Raw genomic sequence first — 18,555 nt, 5'->3', positions numbered from 1 at the left:
CGCACCGGCAACCCGGTCCGTAGCGGCGGCGCGCACCGCTGGCGGCGCGCAGCGGGCGCACGGCCGCCGTCGGCCTGGAGGTCTGCGATGACGGCGGCGACAGCAGCGGGCGCGCCCGAAGTCACGCGCTGGTGGCAGCTGCCGGCTTACGGCCTGCTCGGCTTGCCGCTGGCGATGGCCGCGCTACCGGTCTACGTGCAGGTGGCCCCCTACTACAGCGCGCTGCGCGGAGTCGGCCTTGCGGAGCTGGGCTGGGTGCTGTTCGCGGCGCGCCTGTGCGACATGCTGCAGGACCCGCTGCTCGGCCACCTGGTCGACCGCCGTCGCGGCGCCATCGCGCGCTGGCTGACGCTGGGCGCCATTGTGCTGGCGCTCGCGTTCACCGGCCTGTGGCTGCCACCGGCAGACCGCATTGCCGCCACCCTGTGGCTGGGCGCCATGCTGGTGCTGGCCTACAGCGCGCACAGCATGCTGAATATCGCTTATCTGGCGTGGGGTGCGAACCTGGGCGGCGGCGGCCCGCGCAACAGCGCTGCGCTGCTGCCGGCGGCGGCCTGGCGCGAGGGTGCGGGACTGGCTGGCATGGTGCTCGCCAGCGTGGTCCCGGCCACCATTATCGGCGGCGATCTGGCCCGCATGAGCGATCGTATGGCCGTCTACAGCCTGGCATTCGCCCTGATCCTGCTGGTCGCCTTGCTAGCGCTCCTGACACTGGCACCGGCATGGCCCGCGGCGCCGCGCCCGCACGCGCACTGGCGTGCTGCACTATGCCGCATGGCCGCCAACCGCCGCTTCCGCCAACTGCTGCTGCCCTACTTCCTGAACGCCTGCTCGGTGGCGCTACCGGCCACGCTGGCTTTGTTCTTCATTCGCGACCAAATTGGCGCGGCGTCGCTGGCGGGCGCCTTCCTCGGCTGCTACTTCATCGCCGCCGCCTGCGGCCTGCCACTGTGGAGCGCCGCCGCGCGCCGCCTCGGCGTGCTGCCCTGCTGGCGCCTCGGCATGGCACTGTCCATCGCCAGCTTTGCCGGTGCCGGACTGCTGGGCGCCGGCGACGTCCTGCCCTACTTCGCAGTTTGCATCGCCGCCGGGGCCGCGCTGGGCGCCGACCTCGCGCTGCCACCCGTCCTGCTGGCCGAAACGCTCGACGCCGGCGATGCCCCCGGCGCCTACTACGGCGTCTTAACCCTGCTCGGCAAGCTGGCAATGGCGCTATCCGGACTCGCGCTGCCACTGCTGTCCACGCTTGGCTACCAGCCCGGCACGCCGGGCGGCGCCCCGATGGCACTGGTCTATGCAGGCCTGCCTTGCATGCTCAAACTACTGGCCGTGGCGGCGCTTCGGTGCGTGCCCAGGCAGCTGAGGCAGACCACGCCCACCCCACACTACCGGAGCACGCCATGAGAACCCTGATGCCTCGCCTGAAACTGTCCGCGTTGGCCGTGCTGGCCCTCCTGGGCGGATGCGCCGGTCCCGACGTGCAGCAATACCGCGCGCAGCAACCCGCACTCGACCTGGCCGCCTACTTCACCGGCACCACCGACGCCTGGGGCATGTTCCAGCGCCGCGGCGGCGACGTCGTCAAGCGCTTCCACGTCACCATCACCGGCACCAGCAAGGACGGCACGCTGACGCTGGACGAACAGTTCCGCTACAGCGACGGCACCAGCCAGCAGCGCGTCTGGCGCCTGGTGCGCGGCGCCGACGGCCTGTGGCGCGGCCGCGCCGACGACGTCAAGGGCGAAGCCATCGGCGAACTGGCCGGCAACGCGCTGCGCTGGCAATACACGCTGCTACTGCCAGTCGACGGCAGCACCTACCAGATGCGCTTCGACGACTGGATGTTCCTGATCGACGACTGCACCATGATCAACCGCGCCAGCATGACCAAGCTGGGCGTCGAACTGGGCCAGGTCACGCTGACGTTCCGGAGGCGCGCATGCGCCCCCTGAACCGGCCGATCGAGGCCTGGGCCGGGCAGCGCATCTGGCTGGTCGGTGCCTCCACCGGCATCGGCGCCGCGCTGGCTGCCGACCTGCTGCAGGCCGGCGCGCGCGTGGCGTTGTCTGCGCGCCGTGCCGAACTGCTGGCGCAGGTTGCGGCCGGCCATCCGCAAGCGCTGGTAGCACCATTCGACATTCTCGACCAGCAAGCCTGGTGCGCGCGCTATCACGAAATCCGCGCCAGGCTCGGTGGCATCGACCTGATCGTATTCTGCGCCGCGGACTACCGCCCGGAGCGCAGCTGGGAAGTCAGTCCCGGCGGCGCGGCCTACACGCTCGGGGTCAACCTGGGCAGCGTCTACGCCGGCCTGGCAACCGTACTGCCCGACATGCTCGCGCGCGGCAGCGGCGGCATCGCCATCGTCGCCAGCGTGGCCGGCTACGTCGGCCTGCCGAATGCCAGCGTCTATGGCCCCAGCAAGGCCGCGCTGATCAACCTGGCCGAGCTGCTGTATGCCGATCTGCATCCACGCGGCCTGAATGTCTACCTGATCAACCCAGGCTTCGTGCAGACCCCGCTCACCGACAAGAACCAGTTCACGATGCCGGCGCTGCAAACGCCGCAGGCGGCGGCGCGCTCGATCCGGCGCGGCTTCGCGGCCGGCGACTTCGAAATCCATTTCCCGAAGCGCTTCACCATGCTGCTCAAGCTATTGCAATGGCTGCCGTACCGGCTGCGCTTCGCCCTGATCGGCCACTACCTGATACCACAATGACCAATCTCGATTCCCTGATGACATGGTACGCCACGCTGACACCCGACACCGTTGCGCAAGCCGGCCGGTTTTACGCGGCCGACGCCCACTTCCGCGATCCCTTCAACGACGTGCACGGCATCGCCGCGATCGAAGCGATCTTCCGCCACATGTTCGTTCACACCGACAACCCGCGCTTCATCATCGGCGAGCGCATGCAGCAGGACGGCCAGGCCTTCGTCACCTGGCGCTTTGAATTCGGCCTGCGCGGACGGCCGTACGAGATTGTCGGCGGCAGCCACCTGCGCTTCAACCAGCAAGGGCTGGTGGTGATGCACCGCGACTACTGGGACGCGGCCGAGGAGCTGCTGCAAAAGCTGCCGCTGGTCGGCGCGCCGATCCGCTGGCTACGCGCGCGCTTCCGCGTGCCGCTGCCGGCGGCCATCCATCCAGCCAGCGAGACCCGCTCATGAACCCACCCGCACCGTTGAAGACCGTGCGCGCCACCTGGCCGGCGCTGCTCGGCTGGCTGCTGCTGACCTTTGCCTTTGCCGCAGCCGGCGCCATCGCATCGGCCAGCGCCGCCACGTTTTACAGCCAACTGGAGCGCGCCGCATGGGCGCCCCCCGCCTGGCTGTTCGGTCCGGTGTGGAGCGTGCTGTATCTGCTGATGGCCATCGCCGCCTGGCGCGTGAGCGGCAGCGCCACGCCGCGCCGGCGGCCGGCGCTGGCGCTGTATCTGTGCCAGTTGGCCCTGAACGCGCTGTGGACCTGGCTGTTCTTCGCCTGGCACCGCGGCGCGCTGGCGATGGCCTGCATCGTCGTGCTGTGGCTGATGATCGCCGCCACCATCGCGCTGTTTGGCCGCTGCCAGCGACTGGCGGCCGCGCTGATGTTGCCATACTTGGCCTGGGTCAGCTTCGCCGGCGTACTGTGCTTCAGCGTCTGGCAGCGCAATCCAGCGCTGCTAGGCTAAGTCCAGACGACTAGCCGGTACCAAACAAGGAGCCGCCATGAAGAACGACATCCCGCTGCTCTCCCTGAATCGCCACGAGTCTGCTGGACACCCGCGAGCCGTTCAAAATGCCTTCAACAAATTCACAACCGTTTAAGGCTGCTTGTAGATTGAAGGAACATAATCGTGCAATCTGACGATTGTCGGACCTATTACTGATGTTCCCGCGTCAGCAGCGCAAGTACCGTATCGATACGATTGCCCTCGCAGCTCAGTGTGAGGCCGTCTTCAAAAACCGGTGCAGTCAAACCAGTCAACACTGCGCCGCTTGGCATTTCCAGCGCCAGCCTGGCCCCCCTTTCCCATGCATGGCGGGCGGTATCGGACCAGTAGACCTGGCGCGCCATATTCAAGGCCAGGTCGTCTCTTATTGCCAACGGGTCAAACAGCGCCCGTGCACGGCTGCCGCTAAGATAAACGGCCCTGGGTCGGGACAACGTCACGCCCTCGAATGCCGCCTGCATCGCCGCCGCCTGCCGGTCAAGCAATGCGCAGTGCGACGGCACGCCAACCGCCAACCGTTCGGCCCTGGTGGCGCCGGCCTCCAGGGCCAGCGCGCCAGCCTGCTGCAAGGCGGCATCAGCGCCGGCGATCACCTGCTGGCGCGGCGCGTTCAGGTTGGCCAGGTACACGGGTGTGGCGGCGCCATGGATGCGGGCGATCACGCCTTCCAGCTGCCCCTGATCGAGGCCGCTGATGGCCCACATGCCGTAGCCATGCGGGTAGCCCTGCTCCATCAACTGTGCGCGCCGCTCCACCAGCCGCACCGCGTCCGCGTAGCCAATCACGCCAGCCGTAACGGCGGCCGGATAGGCGCCGATCGACAGGCCCGCCACCATGTCCGGCACCGCGCCATGCGCAGCAAGGACACGCGCCATCGCCACGCCCGCCACCAGCAGGCTAAGTTGCGTGGCAACCGTCGACTGCAGCGCGTCGGCACTGTCCAGCGCCAGCGGATCGCCTTCCAGCACCGCCGCCGTCTCGGCGAGCGTGCGCGCCGTCTCCGGATGATCGGGCAACGCGTGCAGCATGCCTGGTTTCTGCGCTCCCTGGCCGGGAAAGCTAAAGAGTATGCTCATGGCTCCGGTTCCCACGGATTGGCGCACAGCAGCGGTCCATCGTTCGTCTTCAGCATGACGCGGCCACCGGCCCTGGTCCATTCGGCCAGCGCGAAGGCGCCGTGACCTGTGTCGATCTGGATATCGATGCGGCACGCGCATTGGCGCTGCACTTCAACGAGCGCCATCGCTTGCGCGCTGCCAAGCGGCTGCGGCGCGCGCACCACCAGGTCAAGGTCGCTCTCCGGGCGCAGCACCGGCAATCCGGTGGCCAGGAAAAAGCCTGTGCCGCCGGTCGGTCCCCACGCAAGGCCGGTGGCATCGAGCGCCGGCGCGACCTCCCGCAGCGCCGACAGCACTGCAAAGGCGCCGGCTTGCGCGCAGCCGGTGGGCAGCGTGGCCGCCAGCATCTCCGGCGTTACGCAGCGCCGCACCGCTACGTGCGGCACATACGCCGTGCAACGCTGGCTGCGCGCCCTGCCGCGCAGTCCCACCGGCACCAGGCCGGCGGCAGTGCTCTCGCGTCGCACCACGAGCGGCGCACTACTCAGCCATTCGGCATCAGCCCATTCCGGCCGCGCGCCGGCCAGCCGCACGCTGGCCGCTGGCGCCCAAAGCAGGTCATGCGGCCGGTATGGGGCGGCTTGCATCGTTCAGCCCACCAGCGACTTGACGGCGAAGTACAGCAGCGACGGTCCAAGCAGGCAGCCGAGGCCCGTGTGGAAGGTCGCCACCAGCGTCCCGTAGGGCACCAGCTTGCGGTCGGTCGCCGCCAGGCCGGCCGACACGCCGCTGACCGTGCCGGCCAGGCCGCCGAAGACCATCGCCGAGCGCGGTGTTCTCAGGCCGAGGAACCTGGCGGCGACCGGCGTACCCACCATCACCATGATGGCTTTCAGCAGGCCGGTGGCGATACTGAGCGCCACAAGCTCGGAGCTGGCGCCGATGGCCGCGCCAGTGACCGGGCCGACGATGTACGTGACGGCGCCGGCGCCGATGGTGGTCATGCTGACGGCATCCGTGTAGCCGAACGCGTAGGCCACGCTGGCGCCGACGATGAACGGTAGTACGGTGCCCAGCACCAGGGCGATGGCGCCGATCAGGCCCGCCTTGCGCGCCTCGCTGGCCTGCACTTCGAATGCCGTGGCGACGATGGCGAAATCACGCAGCATGGCGCCGCCCATCAGGCCGATGCCGCTGAACAGGGACAGGTCGGCCAGCCCTTTCTGGCCACCGGAGTGGAGGCCGCCCCAGTAAGCCAGCCCCAGGCCGATCAGGATGGCGATGGCCGAGCCATGTACGCGACCAAAGGTAAGGTGGCGCGACACCAGCATCGACACGTACATGATCAGGCCAACTACGGCGAACGCGGTCACCAGTCCGTTATGCAGCACGGTTTTTTCGAGCATTTCCAGCATGATGTTCTCCTTAAGCCGTTTGGGCGGCAGACTTCGGATCGAGCGCGCCATCTTCTTCAGCGGCGGCGACGGGCGTTTCGGTGCGGTTGATCAGGGCGATCACGCAGGCGCACAGCGCCAGCGCCCCCATGGCCGCCAGCAGCGCCACCGGGCCGCCGCGCAATGCGGCCACCACGTTCTGCTGCGCCGCCATGGCCACCACCACGGGGATGTACATGGCGCCCCAGAAGGTCACGCCCAGCTCCGTGCTCTGTGGCATCAGGCCGCGCTTGTGCATGTAAAGGCGGGCAAAAATCAGCAGGATCATGGCGATGCCGACCCCGCCCACGTTGGTTTTCACGCCGATCAGGGCGCCCAGCAGGTCGCCCAGGAAGATGCCCAGCAAATGGCAAACAGCCAGTAATGCGGTTCCGTAGATAATCATGATGTCTCCTCGTTCCAGCTCATCCAGGTTAGATTGGCGTTCGGCCGCTGATATTTTTTGTGCCGGCCGGCGCGGTTCGTTAATGCACGTTCATCGCGCTGCGCCTTGCCATTGCTGGCGCAGCAGTTCCCTCACCTTGCCCGACGCCTGCCGCAATCCGTCGTTCTGGCGCCCCGCCAGGTCGCTGCGGCCGCTGGCCACGATATCGGCCAGCGCCTCTTCCAGGGACTGGCGCACCATCGCCAGGTCCGCCGCGCCCGGCGCGTCCGGATCGGCCGGCGACAGCACCCGCCACAGCAGGCCAAGAGACGCATAGTTGCGGATGTCGTAAGCCATCGGCGGCACGCTGGCGGCCAGCTGTTCCAGTGCTTCCACCGAGCGCAGCGTGATGCGCGCAGCGGACGCCTTGCCCATCGCATGCACCATGACTTTCGGGTCGTCGAAGGCGATCAGGCGGTTGGCCTGGTAACCGTGCGCCAGGAATGCGCCCGACATGGCGCTGCCGACGATCAGTCCGATGACGGGATGCCCCGCCAGCCGCGCCTCGGCATAGGCGCCGGCGGCGCCGGCCAGGGCCTGGTGGATGCCATAGGCTTCCTCCGTGCGGCCGTAAGCCTGGCTGGCGACGTCGATGACGGCAACGATGGGCCGCTTGACCGCCGCGTCGCGATCGGCCTCGATGACCTCATGCACGGCGCGCGCCAACTGCCAGCCTTCCAGCAGGCCGATTTCGCCGTTGCGCACCCGCGCAAAGCGGTTATGCGGGTCCGGCACCACCGCGATATAGCGCGCCGGCTGGCCGGCCAGCGTGGCATCGGCCACGTGCAGCGCGGCGCAGTAGCTCCCGTCCAGCTGGGCGTCCCCCGTCAGCGCCGCCAGCCAGCGGACACCCCGGCAGCCGGTGCCGGCCACGGGCGCGGCAGCCGCTACGCCATCCTCCAGTTGCTGTTTCAGATACATAGTCATGACTGTACTCCCCTCGTATAAATGGCGCGCACCTGCTGCGCCGTGGCCGGCACGGATGCATCCAGCTGCGCCAGGCTGGCCAGGAAATCGGCGTAGCGCGCGCTGCGATGCTGCTTCGGCACGCCCTGCCGGAACAGCCGCGCCACGGTGGCGCGCATGATGGCCGTGTCATCCTCGACGCACAGGTCGGCCAGGCCGGACTGGTGACGCTGCGCGCCGCCGGTCAGGCTCCAGATGAGGGGCCGGTTGCGCGAATCGAATTCCGCCACGCCGGCCTCCTGCTCGATCACCTGCGGCCCGTTCAGGCCCAGGCGCGCCTCGCCGGTGAGCACCAGATAGGAGCACAGGCCCGCCGCGATGGACATGCCGCCGTAGCAGCCCACGGTGCCGGCGCTGATGCCGATCACCGGGCGGTAGCGGCGCAAATCCACGATCGCCGCCTGGATTTCGGCAATGGCCGCCAATCCCAGGTTGGCTTCCTGCAGGCGCACGCCGCCCGTTTCGAACAGGATCGCGGCCTGCGTCGGCACGCCGGTGCGGTTGTCTTCGGCGGCCAGTTCCAGCGCGCCGGCGATCTTGGCGCCGCCCACCTCGCCCATGCTGCCGCCCTGGAAAGCGCCTTCGATGGCCAGCACCACGGTGGGCAAGCCCTCCAGCGTGCCCTTGGCCACCACCACGCCGTCATCGGCCTGCACCACCAACTGCTGCATGGCCAGCCAGGGCGAGGTGATGCGGTCGAAGGGGCCGACCAACTCGGTCATGCTGCCCTCGTCCAGCAGCGCCTTGGCGCGGCTGCGGGCGTTGCGTTCGATGAAGCTGTCGCGTGCCAGGAGTTCCGAGGTATTCATGGCCGCCCCGCTTCTTCATAAGCCTGCTCGATGCGCATGCGGACCACGCCCGGCGTGGCGCCGCTGTCGTGGATCTCGATGGCCGCCGCAGGCAGCGGCGCGGCCGAGAACAGCCGGTCCAGCACCGCCTGCCAGGTGGCGCCGAAACCGTTCACCGAGGTTTGCACCAATACCGTGGTGCGCCCCGCGACGCCGGGTTCCAGCAGGACTTCCAGGTCGCCCGAGCTGACCACGCCGGCCAGCGCGCGCCCCATGGCCGGTTGCCCGGCCGCGTATTCAAACTGCAGTTGTTCCATTTTCGCGCTCCACTTCCATGTTGATGCCCTTGTTTTCAATCTGGTCCAGCAGCAGTGCGGCCGCCAGCAAATCGGCCGCGCCGCCGGGGGAAACGCGCCGCGCCAGCAAATCCTCGTCCAGCGCACGCAGTGCCGCCTGGCCGTCCGCGCTGCCGGCGCCGCCCGCATCGAGCACGCGCCGCGCGCCCTGCTGCGCCGCTTCCAGCGCCGGCCGTCCGCCGCGCGCCAGCAGGCAGGTGTCGTCCAGCTGCATCATCACTGCCAGCAGGGCGTTCAGGCGCGCCGCATCTTCGCTTTCGCCGCGCCGGCGCGATGCGCGCAGCATCGGCAACGCCACCTGCGTCACTTGCGGGAATCCCGCCTGGGCCTGCGAACGTGCGCCGCCCACGCCGTGGCGCAGACAGGCCAGCGCGCCCTTGTTGCCGGTGACGGCGGGCGCATGGCTGTCATGCAGCTGCGCCAGCGCGCCGGCACGCTGCGCCACTGCTTGCGCATGGCCGGCGCCCTGCGGCTGGGCGGCCGCCGTGACCAGCAGGCCTAGCGCCCAGATGGCCCCGCGATGGGTGTTGACGCCGCCGGTGGCCTGCATCATCAGCCGTTCGCCGTCGCGCCCGGCCGCGCCGATGTGCCGCCGCAGCGCCTGGTGGTCCCGCATGTGCTGGCCGGCCTGCGCCATGGCGAGAAACGCCGGGCGCAGCGTGCGGGCGGAATGGCACATCAGCAACCAGTTCAGGTCGTCGTGGGCGCCATTGCCCCGCAGGTCCACCAAGCCAGGCTTGGGGGTGAGCATGGCTTCGTCGATCAGTGCCGCCACGGCCGCATCGGCCAGCCAGTCCGGCAGCGCGACACCGGTATCGGATTCGTCATCGCGGATGAACAGCAGTTGGGTGCCCATTACCAGCTCCTGAATTTGGCGGGTGGATCGTACAAGCCGTCCGACCACTCGACCAGCTCGCCGATGCTCTTTGCGGCCAGCAGCGAGCGGGTGGCTTCGCCGCGCTGTACGCCGATATCCTCCGGCAGCGCGATCAACCCTGCGCTGCGCAGGCGCGCCGTGTCCTTCGGGTCGTGCCGCAGGCCCACCGGGGTGACACCGGAGACGGCCGCCAGCATCGCCTTGCGCTCCTCCAGCGACTGCGCCTTGTACAGGTAGGCGATGCCTTCTTCCGTCAGCACGTGGCTCACGTCGTCGCCGTAGATCATCACCGGCGCCAGCGGCATGCCCGATGCCTTGCCCACCGCCACCGCGTCCAGCGATTCGACGATGGACGGCTGGCCGCCATCCTGGAAGGTTTCCACCATCTGCACCACCAGCTTCTTGCCGCGCGCCAGCGGATCGTCGGTTTCGATCAGGTCCAGCCATGCAGGCGTGGCGTGGCGGCGGCCGTGCGGGTCGTGGCCCATGTTCGGTGCGCCGCCGAAGCCGGTCAGCCGGCCGCGCGTGACGGTGGACGAATTGCCCAGGCCATCCATTTGCAGCGTGGAGCCGATGAACAGGTCCACCGCGTACTGGCCGGCCAGCTGGCACAGCGCGCGGTTGGAGCGCATCGAGCCGTCGCGGCCCGTGTAGAAGATGTCGGGCCGGGCGGCGGCGTAAGCTTCCATGCCCAGCTCCGCGCCGAAGCAATGCACGCTCTCGACCCAACCGCTCTCGATGGCGGGGATCAGCGTCGGATGCGGGTTCAGCGTCCAGTTGCGGCAGATCTTGCCCTTCAGGCCAAGCCGCTCGCCATAGGTCGGCAGGATCAGTTCGATGGCGGCCGTGTTGAAGCCGATGCCGTGATTGAGCGACTGCACCTGGTGGCGCTCGTACACGCCGCGGATCGCCATCATCGCCATCAGGATGTGCAGGGGCTTGATCAGGCGCGGATCGCGCGTGAACAGCGGCTCGATATAGAACGGCTGGTCCGACTGCACCACAAAATCGATCCAGGAGCCGGGAATGTCCACCCGCGGCAAGTCGCCGGGATCGTCGACGATCTTGTTCACCTGGGCGATGACGATGCCGTCGCGGAAGGCGCCCGCCTCGACCAGGGTTGGCGTGTCCTCCGTGCTGGGGCCGGTGTACAGGTTGCCTGCACGGTCGGCCATGTAGCCGGCCACCATGACCACGTTGGGCGGCAGGTCCACGAACAGGCGACCGTACAGCTCGACGTAGGTGTGGATGGCGCCCAGCTCCAGCAGGCCATCCTGCAGGAACTGCGAGATGCGCAGGCTTTGCGTGCCGGCGAAAGCGAAATCGAGCTTGCGGGCGATGCCGCGCTCGAACAGGTCCAGGTGCTCAGGCAAACTCACGCACGGCATCACCACGTGCAAATGGTTGACCCGGTCCGGATCGACCCGCACCAGCGCCTTGGCCAGGAAGTCGGCCTGCTTTTGATTGTTACCTTCGAGCACAATCCGGTCGCCGCTGACAATAAGTTGCTCCAGGGCTTCGACGATGCGGTCGCTGCGCAGCACCGGCCCGTCGCACAGGTGCGCCACGGCGGCCAGGCGGCGCTGCTTTTCGCTGCGCCGCGTGTCCCAGCGCCGTACTGGCGCGGCCGCGGCTGATGTTGTGGTTTGCATTACTGATCTCCTCCGACTGTGCGTTTGGTCAAACCAGAATAGGGAGAAATAGCAAGCAGAACAATCAGCATGACCGTTCAACGTTTACTCTGAGGTTAAACATTCCGCTACAATCGCAGCATGGCCATCGATGAAGAAATCACCTTCAAGAAGCTGGAAGTATTCCTGGCGTTCATGCGACTGGGCAGCCTGGCGCGCGTGTCAGAGGAACTCGGCCAGAGCACGGTCAGCGTGCATCGCGCGCTGCACACGCTGGAGGATGGCCTGCGCTGCCCGCTGTTCAAGCGCGAAGGCCGCAACCTGATCGCGCTGCCGAGCGCTTATGCCTTCGCCAAGCATGCCCAGCGCGCCGTCGGCGAGTGCGAGGACGGTGTGCGCAAGGTGCGCGAACTGGCCGGCTTCGACGCCGGCCGCATGCGGATAGGTTCGCTGTATTCGCTGACCTTGCGTTGCATTCCGCAGCTGCTGGTCGCGCTCAAGCTGCGCAAGCCTGAGCTGCAGGTGGACCTGACGCTGGGCTCGAACGAGGAACTGCTGCGCAAACTGGCCGACGGCAAGCTCGACGCCATCGTGATTGGGGTGCAGGGCCCGATCGACGACAAGGAGCTGGTGTCGGTGCCGCTGTTCGACGATGAAGTGCAGTTGGCGGCGCCGCTAGGCTCGCCCTATGCCGGCCTGACGCAAGTGGACCTGCAAGCCATGCGCGACGAAAAATTCATCACCCTGGGCGAAGGTTTCGTGACTTCGGCCAGCTTCCAGCAAGCCTTCCGCCAGGCCGGCTTCGTGCCCGAGACCGTCATGCAGGTGGGCGACATCTTCTCGCTGATTAACCTGGTCAGCGGCGGCATCGGCTACAGCCTGTTACCTGGACGCGTGGCCGAATTCAGCGCCCGCATCCAGCTGATACCACTGGACGCACGCTACGTTTCGCACCAGCGCATCACCTTGCTACTGCCGCGCAACCGCGAGCGCGCACCCAACCTGCTGGCCCTGGCCGCGGAGTGCCGCATGTATGGGCAGCGCGGGCGATTGTAAAGAAAGCACGGGCGCAGTCCGCAGGATCAGATGCCACGATTCGTCGAAGTTTCGCCCGACCACTCATACGAAGATAAAACGGCAAGCCAACTTCCTTCAGCACGCTGCGAGAGTCCGGGCCATTATGAAGGATTTGGTAGAAATGCGGTATTCCAGCCAAAAGCTGGCACCTATCGCATTCCGAAAGCGCTTTTTTAGCCCGCCAAAAAACCGCCATGCGCGCTTGCACGATTTCGGCTGGGCCAACGAATCTCTGCCGCGATAAAAGGCGGGGCGCAGCGGCAGCGCGGTTCGCGCTTCGGCCGAAGCCGTGGCCACCGACACCGCCTGCCCTTACGCTAGCGCAGGCAGCGGCGGCAATTCCATACTGGCCAGCTGGCGGGCCTCGTCCGGCTCGATGCCCAGCGCGACCAGCACCAACTCGGCACAATCGCTGCCCGCCTTGCGCCACACCGCCTCGCCATCGAGCACGGTGGCCATGGCGGTAATCACTCCGCCCGTCACCATGCCCAGCACGATGCGCAGCTGGCTTTCCGCCACCCGATAACGGCCAGCGGCCAACCCCTGCCCCAGGTTTTCGCCCGGTCCCGCCAGCCACAGGCCTTGCATGGCGCGGTTGCTGAACGCGAAACGGGTGATGAAGCGCGCCCAGTCCGGCTCCTCATGGGTGCGCCGCACGTAGTGGCGCACACCGATCGCCATCCGGACGGCCGGGTCCTCCATCCCGGCGAAGCATTGCATCAGCCGTTCCGTCATCTCATCGATCAGTTGCCTGGCCACTTCCTCGAACAGCACGTCGGCATCGTTGAGGTTGTTGTAGATCGTGCCGCGCGCCACACCGGCCGCCGCGGCCAGCTCGCTCACCCCGATCTGGGTTGCGCCTTTCTCCGCGAACAGGCGCAAGGCCGCCGCGTAAATACGTTGGCGGGCTGGGTTCAGCCGTTCGGCGGGAGGGCGCATCGTCATATCCGATCTATCATAAATTGAACACAAGTGTACAAAAAAGGGCTTGACAGTGCAAGTCTTGAAATCTACGATTGAACACAGATGTTCAAAAATGATCTGCATTGATCAATTCAAAAACCATAACGGAGACACCATGCCCACCCCCGCCGCACAATCATTTGCCCTCGCCATCGGGCTGTTGGCCGCACTGGCCGCGCCCGCCCATGCCGACGAGGAAGCGCTCAACAACTACGCCAAGGTGGCCCTGGCCAGCGTGCACCCGGCCACCGCATCGGGCGACTTGAACGGCCCGCCCGGCACCACCCCGCCTGGCATCAAGAGCGACGCCGGCCCGACCACGGCGCTGGGCCTGATCTACGGCCGCCGCCTGAGCCCGGACTGGTCACTCGAACTGGCCGCCGGCCTGCCGCCCACCGTCAAGGTCTACGGCGCCGGCGCCGCGGCCGGCCTGGGCGAGGTGGGCCGCGCCAGGGTCTACTACCCGGCCGTGGTGCTGGCCTACGCGCTGGCCGGCCCGAAGGCGGCCATCCGCCCCTACGTCGGCGCCGGCGTCAACTACACCTGGTTCCGCGACGCCCGCATCTCGGATGCGTACAACGCCGCCGTCCATGCCAGTGCCACCTCGGGCAAGCTCTCCAGCGGAGCGGGCGCGGTCTTCAAGATCGGCGCGGAAATCGCGCTCGACGCGCACTGGTTCGCCGACGTCGTCGTCCAGCGCTACGGCATCCGCACCAGCGCCACTCTCACCTCCGACACGCCCGGCTTCGGCCCGATCACGCGCACCCAGGATTTGAGGATCAATCCGAACCTGTTCGCGCTCGCCATCGCGCGCCGCTTCTAACACTCAACCCATAGGAAAACGAGACCATGAACAACCTCGCCCCCCAACACCACGCCCCCCATAGCGCCAGCGTCACCGTGGGCCATCGCCAGATCGCCTACACCGAGCTGGGACAGGGCCCCGTGGTCCTGATGCTGCATGGCGGCGGCCCGGGCGCCTCAGGCATGCCCAACTACGCCGCCAACGTGCAGGCGCTGGCCGCCCACTTCCGCGTCATCGTGCCGGACATGCCCGGCTACGGCGCCTCCACCAAGGGGCTCGACCGCGGCGATCCTTTCGGCGACCTGGCCACGGCCATGTTCGGCCTGCTCGACGCGCTCGACATCGAGCGCGTCAGCGTGGTCGGCAACTCGCTGGGCGGCGCCTGCGCCCTGCGCATGGCGCTGGACCAGCCGCAACGGCTCGAGCGGCTGGTGCTGATGGGCCCTGGCGGCATCAACATGAGCCGCGCCGAACCGACGCCCGGCCTGAAACGCCTGCTCGGCTACTACGCCGGCGAAGGCCCCACCATGGACAAGCTGCGCGCCTTCGTGCAGGGCGACCTGGTGTACGACGCCAGCGGCGTGCCCGAATCCGTGGTCGAGCAGCGCTATCAGGCCAGCATCGACCCCGACGTGCTGGCCAACCCGCCCCTGATCGGGCCGATCGAGGACCCCGCCAAGGTCGACTTCCTGCTCGATCCGCGCCTGGCCAAGTGCCCGGTGCCCACGCTGGTGCTGTGGGGCACGGAGGACAAGGTCAACCCCGCCAGCGGCGGCGCCCTGCTGCAGCAGGCCATGCCTTATTGCGACCAATACCTGTTCAGCCGCACCGGCCACTGGGTGCAATGGGAACGGGCGGCCGAGTTCAACGCCGTGGTCAGTCTCTTTCTGCGGCATGCCCGTTGCCAGGGAGTGGCGGCATGAAAACCAGTCTGTTTGGCCGGGTACGGCTCGGCTATGTGCTGGTCGAGTCGGAAAAGCTCGACCAGTGGGAACGCTTCGGCGCGGAGGGCCTGGGCATGCAGGCCGAGCGCCTGGGCGAGCACGCCCTCGGCTTCCGCATTGATGCCCACCTGCGGCGCCTGATCGTCACCCGCGGCCCGGCCGAGGACGTGCAGGCGCTGGGCTGGCAAGTCGACGACGAGGCGGCGCTGGCCGAGATCGAACGCCGCCTGGCACTGTGCGGCATCGCCCTGCACACCGGCAGCGAGGCCGACGCCATCCTGCGCGGCGTGCTGCGCTTCGTGCGCTTCACCGGGCCCAAAGGGCAGCCCATCGAGCTGTTCGTGCATGCCCGCACACCGCCGTCGGCGCCGCGCGTGCGCGGCGGCGGCTTCGTCACCGGCGCCAGCGGCATGGGCCACGTGGCCATCACCACCCGCGAACCGGAAGCCGCGCTGGCCTTCTGGCAGGACATCTTCGACGCCCGCGTCTCGGACTACATCGAGGACAAGCTGGATGGCGTGCAGATGGATTTCACCTTCCTGCACCTGAACGAGCGCCACCACTCGGTCGCCATCGCATCCACCCGCAAGCCGCGCATGGACCCGATCCGCACCCGCATCCACCACCTCAACCTGCAGGCGGCCGAATTCGACGACGTGGCCGACGCGCTGCTGCGTTGCCGCCAGCTGGGCTTCGAGATCGCCAACAGCATCGGCCAGCACCCCAACGACCGCGAACTGTCGTTCTACGTGGTCACGCCATCGGGCTTCGAGATGGAACTGGGGTGGCGGCCATGCCTGGTGCCGCAGGACCAGCCCTGGACCACCACCGTCTACCAGGGCATCAGCCGCTGGGGACACTTCCCGGAAAACCTGACCCGCGCCAACAAGCTGCGCCGCGTCGGCCGCGCCCTGCTGTCGATGACGCGCACCGAACAGACACTGAACACAAGAGCCATCCATGAACATCCATAACGACACCCCGGTCGACGTCGTCATTTGCGGCCTCGGCCCCACCGGCCTGTCCCTGGCCCACGTCCTTGGCCGGCGCGGCCTGCAGGTGCTGGTGCTGGAACGCGAGCCCGCCTTCTATGGCAACGCCCGCGCCGTCTACACGGACGGCGAATGCATGCGCCTGTTCCAGTCCATCGACATGGCCGAACGGCTGGCGCAGGACATGATCCAGGACGCCGCCGTGCAGATGCTGCTGCCGGACGGCCGCGTGCTGCTGCAACTGAAGACGGCCAAGCGCCCCTACGGCTGGCCGACCCACAACTTCTTCTACCAGCCCAAGCTCGAGACGGCGCTGGCCGACGGCCTGGCGGCCTACCCCAACGTGCGCGTGCTGCGCGGGCGCGAGGTGTGCCATTTCGAGCAGGACGCCGACGGCGTGACGGTGCGCCACATGCCGTCCCTGGCCACCGGCTACCAGCGCAACAAGGTCGACGCGGCGCCGCCCGCCGACGCGGTGCGCGATGGCGTGAGCGTGCGCGGGCGCTACCTGGTCGGTTGCGACGGCGGGCGCAGCGTGGTGCGCACCCAGCTGGGCATCGGCATGCAGGGCAAGAACTTCCCCAACCCGTGGCTGGTGGTGGACATCCGCCTCAAGGACCCGTCGGACGGCCTGCGCCACCTGCCCAACTTCAGCTTCGTTTGCGACCCGGCCTGTCCCACCGTGAGCTGTCTGCAGCCGGATGGCCACCATCGCTTCGAATTCATGCTCATGCCCGGCCAGAGCCGCGAATACATGGAAGACCCGGCCACGGTGCGCCAGTACCTGTCGCGCTGGATCGACGTCGACAAGTTCGAGGTGCTGCGCGTGCTGGTGTACACCTTCAATGCGCTGATGGCCGAGCGTTGGCGCGCGGGCCGCGTGCTGCTGGCCGGCGACGCCGCCCACATGACGCCGCAGTTCATCGGCCAAGGCATGAACGCCGGCGTGCGCGACGCCTTCAACCTGGGATGGAAGCTCGATGCCGTCATCAAGGGCGTCGCGGCCGACAGCCTGCTCGACACCTACCAGCGCGAGCGCCAGCCGCACGCGGCGGCCATGACGCGCGAAGGCGTGCGCATGAAGGACTATGTCTCGATGGTCCATCCGCTGGCCACCATGCTGCGCAACGGCCTCACCCGCCTGGCCATGGCCACGCCCGGCCTGCGCGACTACATCACCGAGGCGCGCTTCATCCCGCAGGCGCGCTACGTGGCCGGCCAGCACTTCGGGCTGGCGCGCGGCTGGCGCGGCGGCTCCGGGCGCATGCTGCCGCAGCCGGACGTGCGCGGACCGGACGGCAAGCGCCACCGGCTCGACGATTTCCTCGGCGCCGGCTTCGCGCTCATCGGCGTCGGCGTCGATCCGCGCCAGTCGCTCGACGAGGCCCAGCTGGCCCAGTGGCAGCGCCTGGACACGCGCTTCATGGCCGTCTATCCGCTCGGCGCCAAGCCGCAGGGCAGCGTGGCGCGCCAGACACCGGCCGGCCTGCTGGAGGTAGAGGACCTGGACGGCCAGCTGCTGGCGTGGCTGCGCGCCACCGGCTTTGGCCAGGGCAGCGTGACCATGGTGCGCCCGGACCGCTTCGTCTGCGGCCAGGCGGCGGCCGGCGAGATGCCCGCGGCCACCGCCGCCATCATGCGCGAATTAGGACTATCACCCATCCATCCCCCATCATCCAGACAAGGAAAGCAACATGACTATGCATACCAGTAGCGCGCGCGGCGAGGCCATCGAGGCCGCCGCGCTTGCCCTCAGGGCTGCCCGCGCACAACATCGCACGATCGCGCCCATTTCCGCCACCCATGGCATCGAAAGGCTGGACGAGGCGTACGCCGTGGCCCGGATCAACACCGCCGCGCGGCTGGCCGAGGGGCGGCGCGTGATCGGGCGCAAAGTGGGCCTGACGGCGCGCGCCGTGCAGCGCCAGCTGGGGGTCGACCAGCCCGACTTCGGCATCCTGTTCGACGACATGGAACTGCTCAACCGCAGCGAAGTGCCGATGGCGCGCCTGCTGCAGCCCAAGGCGGAGGCCGAGGTGGCCTTCGTGCTGGGCCGCGACCTGCAGGGGGCCAGGCCGAGCTGGGGCGAATTCCTGGGCGCGCTGGCCTACGCCCTCCCGGCCATCGAGATCGTCGACAGCGCCATCGCGGACTGGAACATCGCACTGGCCGACACGGTGGCCGACAACGCCTCCTGCGGCCTGTATGTGCTGGGCGACCAGCCGGTGGCCGTCGGCGCCGTGTCGCTGGGCGCGCTCGGCATGCAGCTCACCCTCAACGGCGGCGTGGCCTCGGTGGGCGGCGGCGCCGCCTGCCTCGACCACCCGCTGCGCGCCGCCTACTGGGTGGTGTGCGAAATGCTGGCCCGCGAGCACACCCTGCGGGCCGGCGAAGTCATCCTCTCCGGCGCGCTCGGCCCCATGGTGCCGGTGGGCGCCGGGGACCAGATCGAAGTACACATCGGCGCCCTGGGCGGCGTCGGCTGCCGCATGTCGGCTTAAGGA

General features: G+C 68.3%; 21 protein-coding genes. 11 read left to right on the top strand and 10 right to left on the bottom strand.

Annotated features, from left to right (window positions below):
• Positions 1-87 precede the first annotated feature (87 nt).
• Genes H3H36_RS11955 through H3H36_RS11935 form a run of 5 tightly spaced genes read left to right on the top strand, consistent with a single transcriptional unit; the run spans position 88 to position 3,674 of the window.
• Positions 88-1,404, top strand: coding sequence for an MFS transporter (locus H3H36_RS11955; protein WP_182217759.1), 1,317 nt, complete (start codon positions 88-90; stop codon positions 1,402-1,404).
• A complete protein-coding gene (locus H3H36_RS11950; RefSeq protein WP_182217756.1) occupies positions 1,401-1,952 on the top strand; it encodes a DUF3833 domain-containing protein in 552 nt (183 codons plus the stop codon). The genes H3H36_RS11955 and H3H36_RS11950 overlap by 4 nt, the downstream gene beginning before the upstream one ends.
• Complete coding sequence (locus tag H3H36_RS11945) at positions 1,940-2,719, top strand: SDR family NAD(P)-dependent oxidoreductase (RefSeq protein WP_182217753.1); 780 nt, start codon at positions 1,940-1,942, stop codon at positions 2,717-2,719. Before H3H36_RS11950 ends, H3H36_RS11945 begins: the two co-directional genes overlap by 13 nt.
• A complete protein-coding gene (locus H3H36_RS11940) occupies positions 2,716-3,171 on the top strand; it encodes a nuclear transport factor 2 family protein (RefSeq protein ID WP_182217751.1) in 456 nt (151 codons plus the stop codon). The genes H3H36_RS11945 and H3H36_RS11940 overlap by 4 nt, the downstream gene beginning before the upstream one ends.
• Positions 3,168-3,674, top strand: coding sequence for a TspO/MBR family protein (locus tag H3H36_RS11935; RefSeq protein WP_182217749.1), 507 nt, complete (start codon positions 3,168-3,170; stop codon positions 3,672-3,674). The genes H3H36_RS11940 and H3H36_RS11935 overlap by 4 nt, the downstream gene beginning before the upstream one ends.
• 191 nt (positions 3,675-3,865) lie before the next feature.
• Here H3H36_RS11935 and mdcH read toward each other — a convergent pair whose 3' ends face one another.
• From mdcH to mdcA, 9 genes are all read right to left on the bottom strand, one after another.
• Complete coding sequence (gene mdcH / locus H3H36_RS11930) at positions 3,866-4,792, bottom strand: malonate decarboxylase subunit epsilon (protein ID WP_182217747.1); 927 nt, start codon at positions 4,790-4,792, stop codon at positions 3,866-3,868.
• Positions 4,789-5,421 (bottom strand): malonate decarboxylase holo-ACP synthase, encoded by a 633-nt coding sequence (locus tag H3H36_RS11925; RefSeq protein ID WP_182217745.1) that lies wholly within the window; start codon positions 5,419-5,421, stop codon positions 4,789-4,791. Before H3H36_RS11925 ends, mdcH begins: the two co-directional genes overlap by 4 nt.
• Before the next feature lie 3 nt (positions 5,422-5,424).
• Positions 5,425-6,189: a malonate transporter subunit MadM gene (madM, locus tag H3H36_RS11920; protein ID WP_182217742.1), complete on the bottom strand. Its 765-nt coding sequence runs from the start codon at positions 6,187-6,189 to the stop codon at positions 5,425-5,427.
• A gap of 10 nt (positions 6,190-6,199) precedes the next feature.
• A complete protein-coding gene (gene madL / locus H3H36_RS11915; RefSeq protein ID WP_182217740.1) occupies positions 6,200-6,613 on the bottom strand; it encodes a malonate transporter subunit MadL in 414 nt (137 codons plus the stop codon).
• A 90-nt stretch (positions 6,614-6,703) separates the two neighbouring features.
• Positions 6,704-7,579, bottom strand: coding sequence for a biotin-independent malonate decarboxylase subunit gamma (mdcE, locus tag H3H36_RS11910; RefSeq protein ID WP_229219872.1), 876 nt, complete (start codon positions 7,577-7,579; stop codon positions 6,704-6,706).
• The gene (locus tag H3H36_RS11905; RefSeq protein WP_182217738.1) at positions 7,576-8,427 is read right to left on the bottom strand and encodes a biotin-independent malonate decarboxylase subunit beta; all 852 of its coding nucleotides are present in this window, start codon (positions 8,425-8,427) and stop codon (positions 7,576-7,578) included. The genes mdcE and H3H36_RS11905 overlap by 4 nt, the downstream gene beginning before the upstream one ends.
• The gene (locus tag H3H36_RS11900) at positions 8,424-8,723 is read right to left on the bottom strand and encodes a malonate decarboxylase subunit delta (RefSeq protein WP_182217736.1); all 300 of its coding nucleotides are present in this window, start codon (positions 8,721-8,723) and stop codon (positions 8,424-8,426) included. The genes H3H36_RS11905 and H3H36_RS11900 overlap by 4 nt, the downstream gene beginning before the upstream one ends.
• Positions 8,704-9,618, bottom strand: coding sequence for a triphosphoribosyl-dephospho-CoA synthase (locus H3H36_RS11895; protein WP_182217733.1), 915 nt, complete (start codon positions 9,616-9,618; stop codon positions 8,704-8,706). Before H3H36_RS11895 ends, H3H36_RS11900 begins: the two co-directional genes overlap by 20 nt.
• A complete protein-coding gene (gene mdcA, locus H3H36_RS11890; RefSeq protein ID WP_182217731.1) occupies positions 9,618-11,291 on the bottom strand; it encodes a malonate decarboxylase subunit alpha in 1,674 nt (557 codons plus the stop codon). Before mdcA ends, H3H36_RS11895 begins: the two co-directional genes overlap by 1 nt.
• Before the next feature lie 120 nt (positions 11,292-11,411).
• On the opposite strand from mdcA, the gene H3H36_RS11885 reads away from it, so the two are divergent.
• Complete coding sequence (locus tag H3H36_RS11885; RefSeq protein WP_182217728.1) at positions 11,412-12,326, top strand: LysR family transcriptional regulator; 915 nt, start codon at positions 11,412-11,414, stop codon at positions 12,324-12,326.
• Positions 12,327-12,659: 333 nt separating this feature from the next.
• Here H3H36_RS11885 and H3H36_RS11880 read toward each other — a convergent pair whose 3' ends face one another.
• Positions 12,660-13,286 carry a TetR/AcrR family transcriptional regulator gene (locus H3H36_RS11880; RefSeq protein ID WP_182217725.1) on the bottom strand — a complete coding sequence of 209 codons (627 nt, stop codon included), beginning with the start codon at positions 13,284-13,286 and terminating at the stop codon, positions 12,660-12,662.
• A 139-nt stretch (positions 13,287-13,425) separates the two neighbouring features.
• Here H3H36_RS11880 and H3H36_RS11875 point away from each other — a divergent pair, with 139 nt between their 5' ends.
• The 5 genes from H3H36_RS11875 to H3H36_RS11855 are packed head-to-tail and all read left to right on the top strand — an operon-like array spanning position 13,426 to position 18,552.
• A complete protein-coding gene (locus H3H36_RS11875; protein ID WP_182217723.1) occupies positions 13,426-14,133 on the top strand; it encodes an OmpW/AlkL family protein in 708 nt (235 codons plus the stop codon).
• Between the two features lie 26 nt (positions 14,134-14,159).
• A complete protein-coding gene (locus H3H36_RS11870; protein ID WP_182217721.1) occupies positions 14,160-15,038 on the top strand; it encodes an alpha/beta fold hydrolase in 879 nt (292 codons plus the stop codon).
• A complete protein-coding gene (locus H3H36_RS11865) occupies positions 15,035-16,033 on the top strand; it encodes a VOC family protein (RefSeq protein WP_182217719.1) in 999 nt (332 codons plus the stop codon). The genes H3H36_RS11870 and H3H36_RS11865 overlap by 4 nt, the downstream gene beginning before the upstream one ends.
• Positions 16,020-17,765 carry a bifunctional 3-(3-hydroxy-phenyl)propionate/3-hydroxycinnamic acid hydroxylase MhpA gene (gene mhpA, locus H3H36_RS11860; protein WP_182217717.1) on the top strand — a complete coding sequence of 582 codons (1,746 nt, stop codon included), beginning with the start codon at positions 16,020-16,022 and terminating at the stop codon, positions 17,763-17,765. The genes H3H36_RS11865 and mhpA overlap by 14 nt, the downstream gene beginning before the upstream one ends.
• Positions 17,746-18,552, top strand: coding sequence for a 2-keto-4-pentenoate hydratase (locus H3H36_RS11855; RefSeq protein WP_182217715.1), 807 nt, complete (start codon positions 17,746-17,748; stop codon positions 18,550-18,552). The genes mhpA and H3H36_RS11855 overlap by 20 nt, the downstream gene beginning before the upstream one ends.
• Positions 18,553-18,555 lie beyond the last annotated feature (3 nt).

This window comes from Rugamonas fusca, assembly GCF_014042365.1.
GTDB lineage: Bacteria > Pseudomonadota > Gammaproteobacteria > Burkholderiales > Burkholderiaceae_D > Rugamonas > Rugamonas fusca.
Note: the sequence above shows the minus strand (reverse complement) of the source record. Positions and strands in the feature narration are given on the sequence as shown.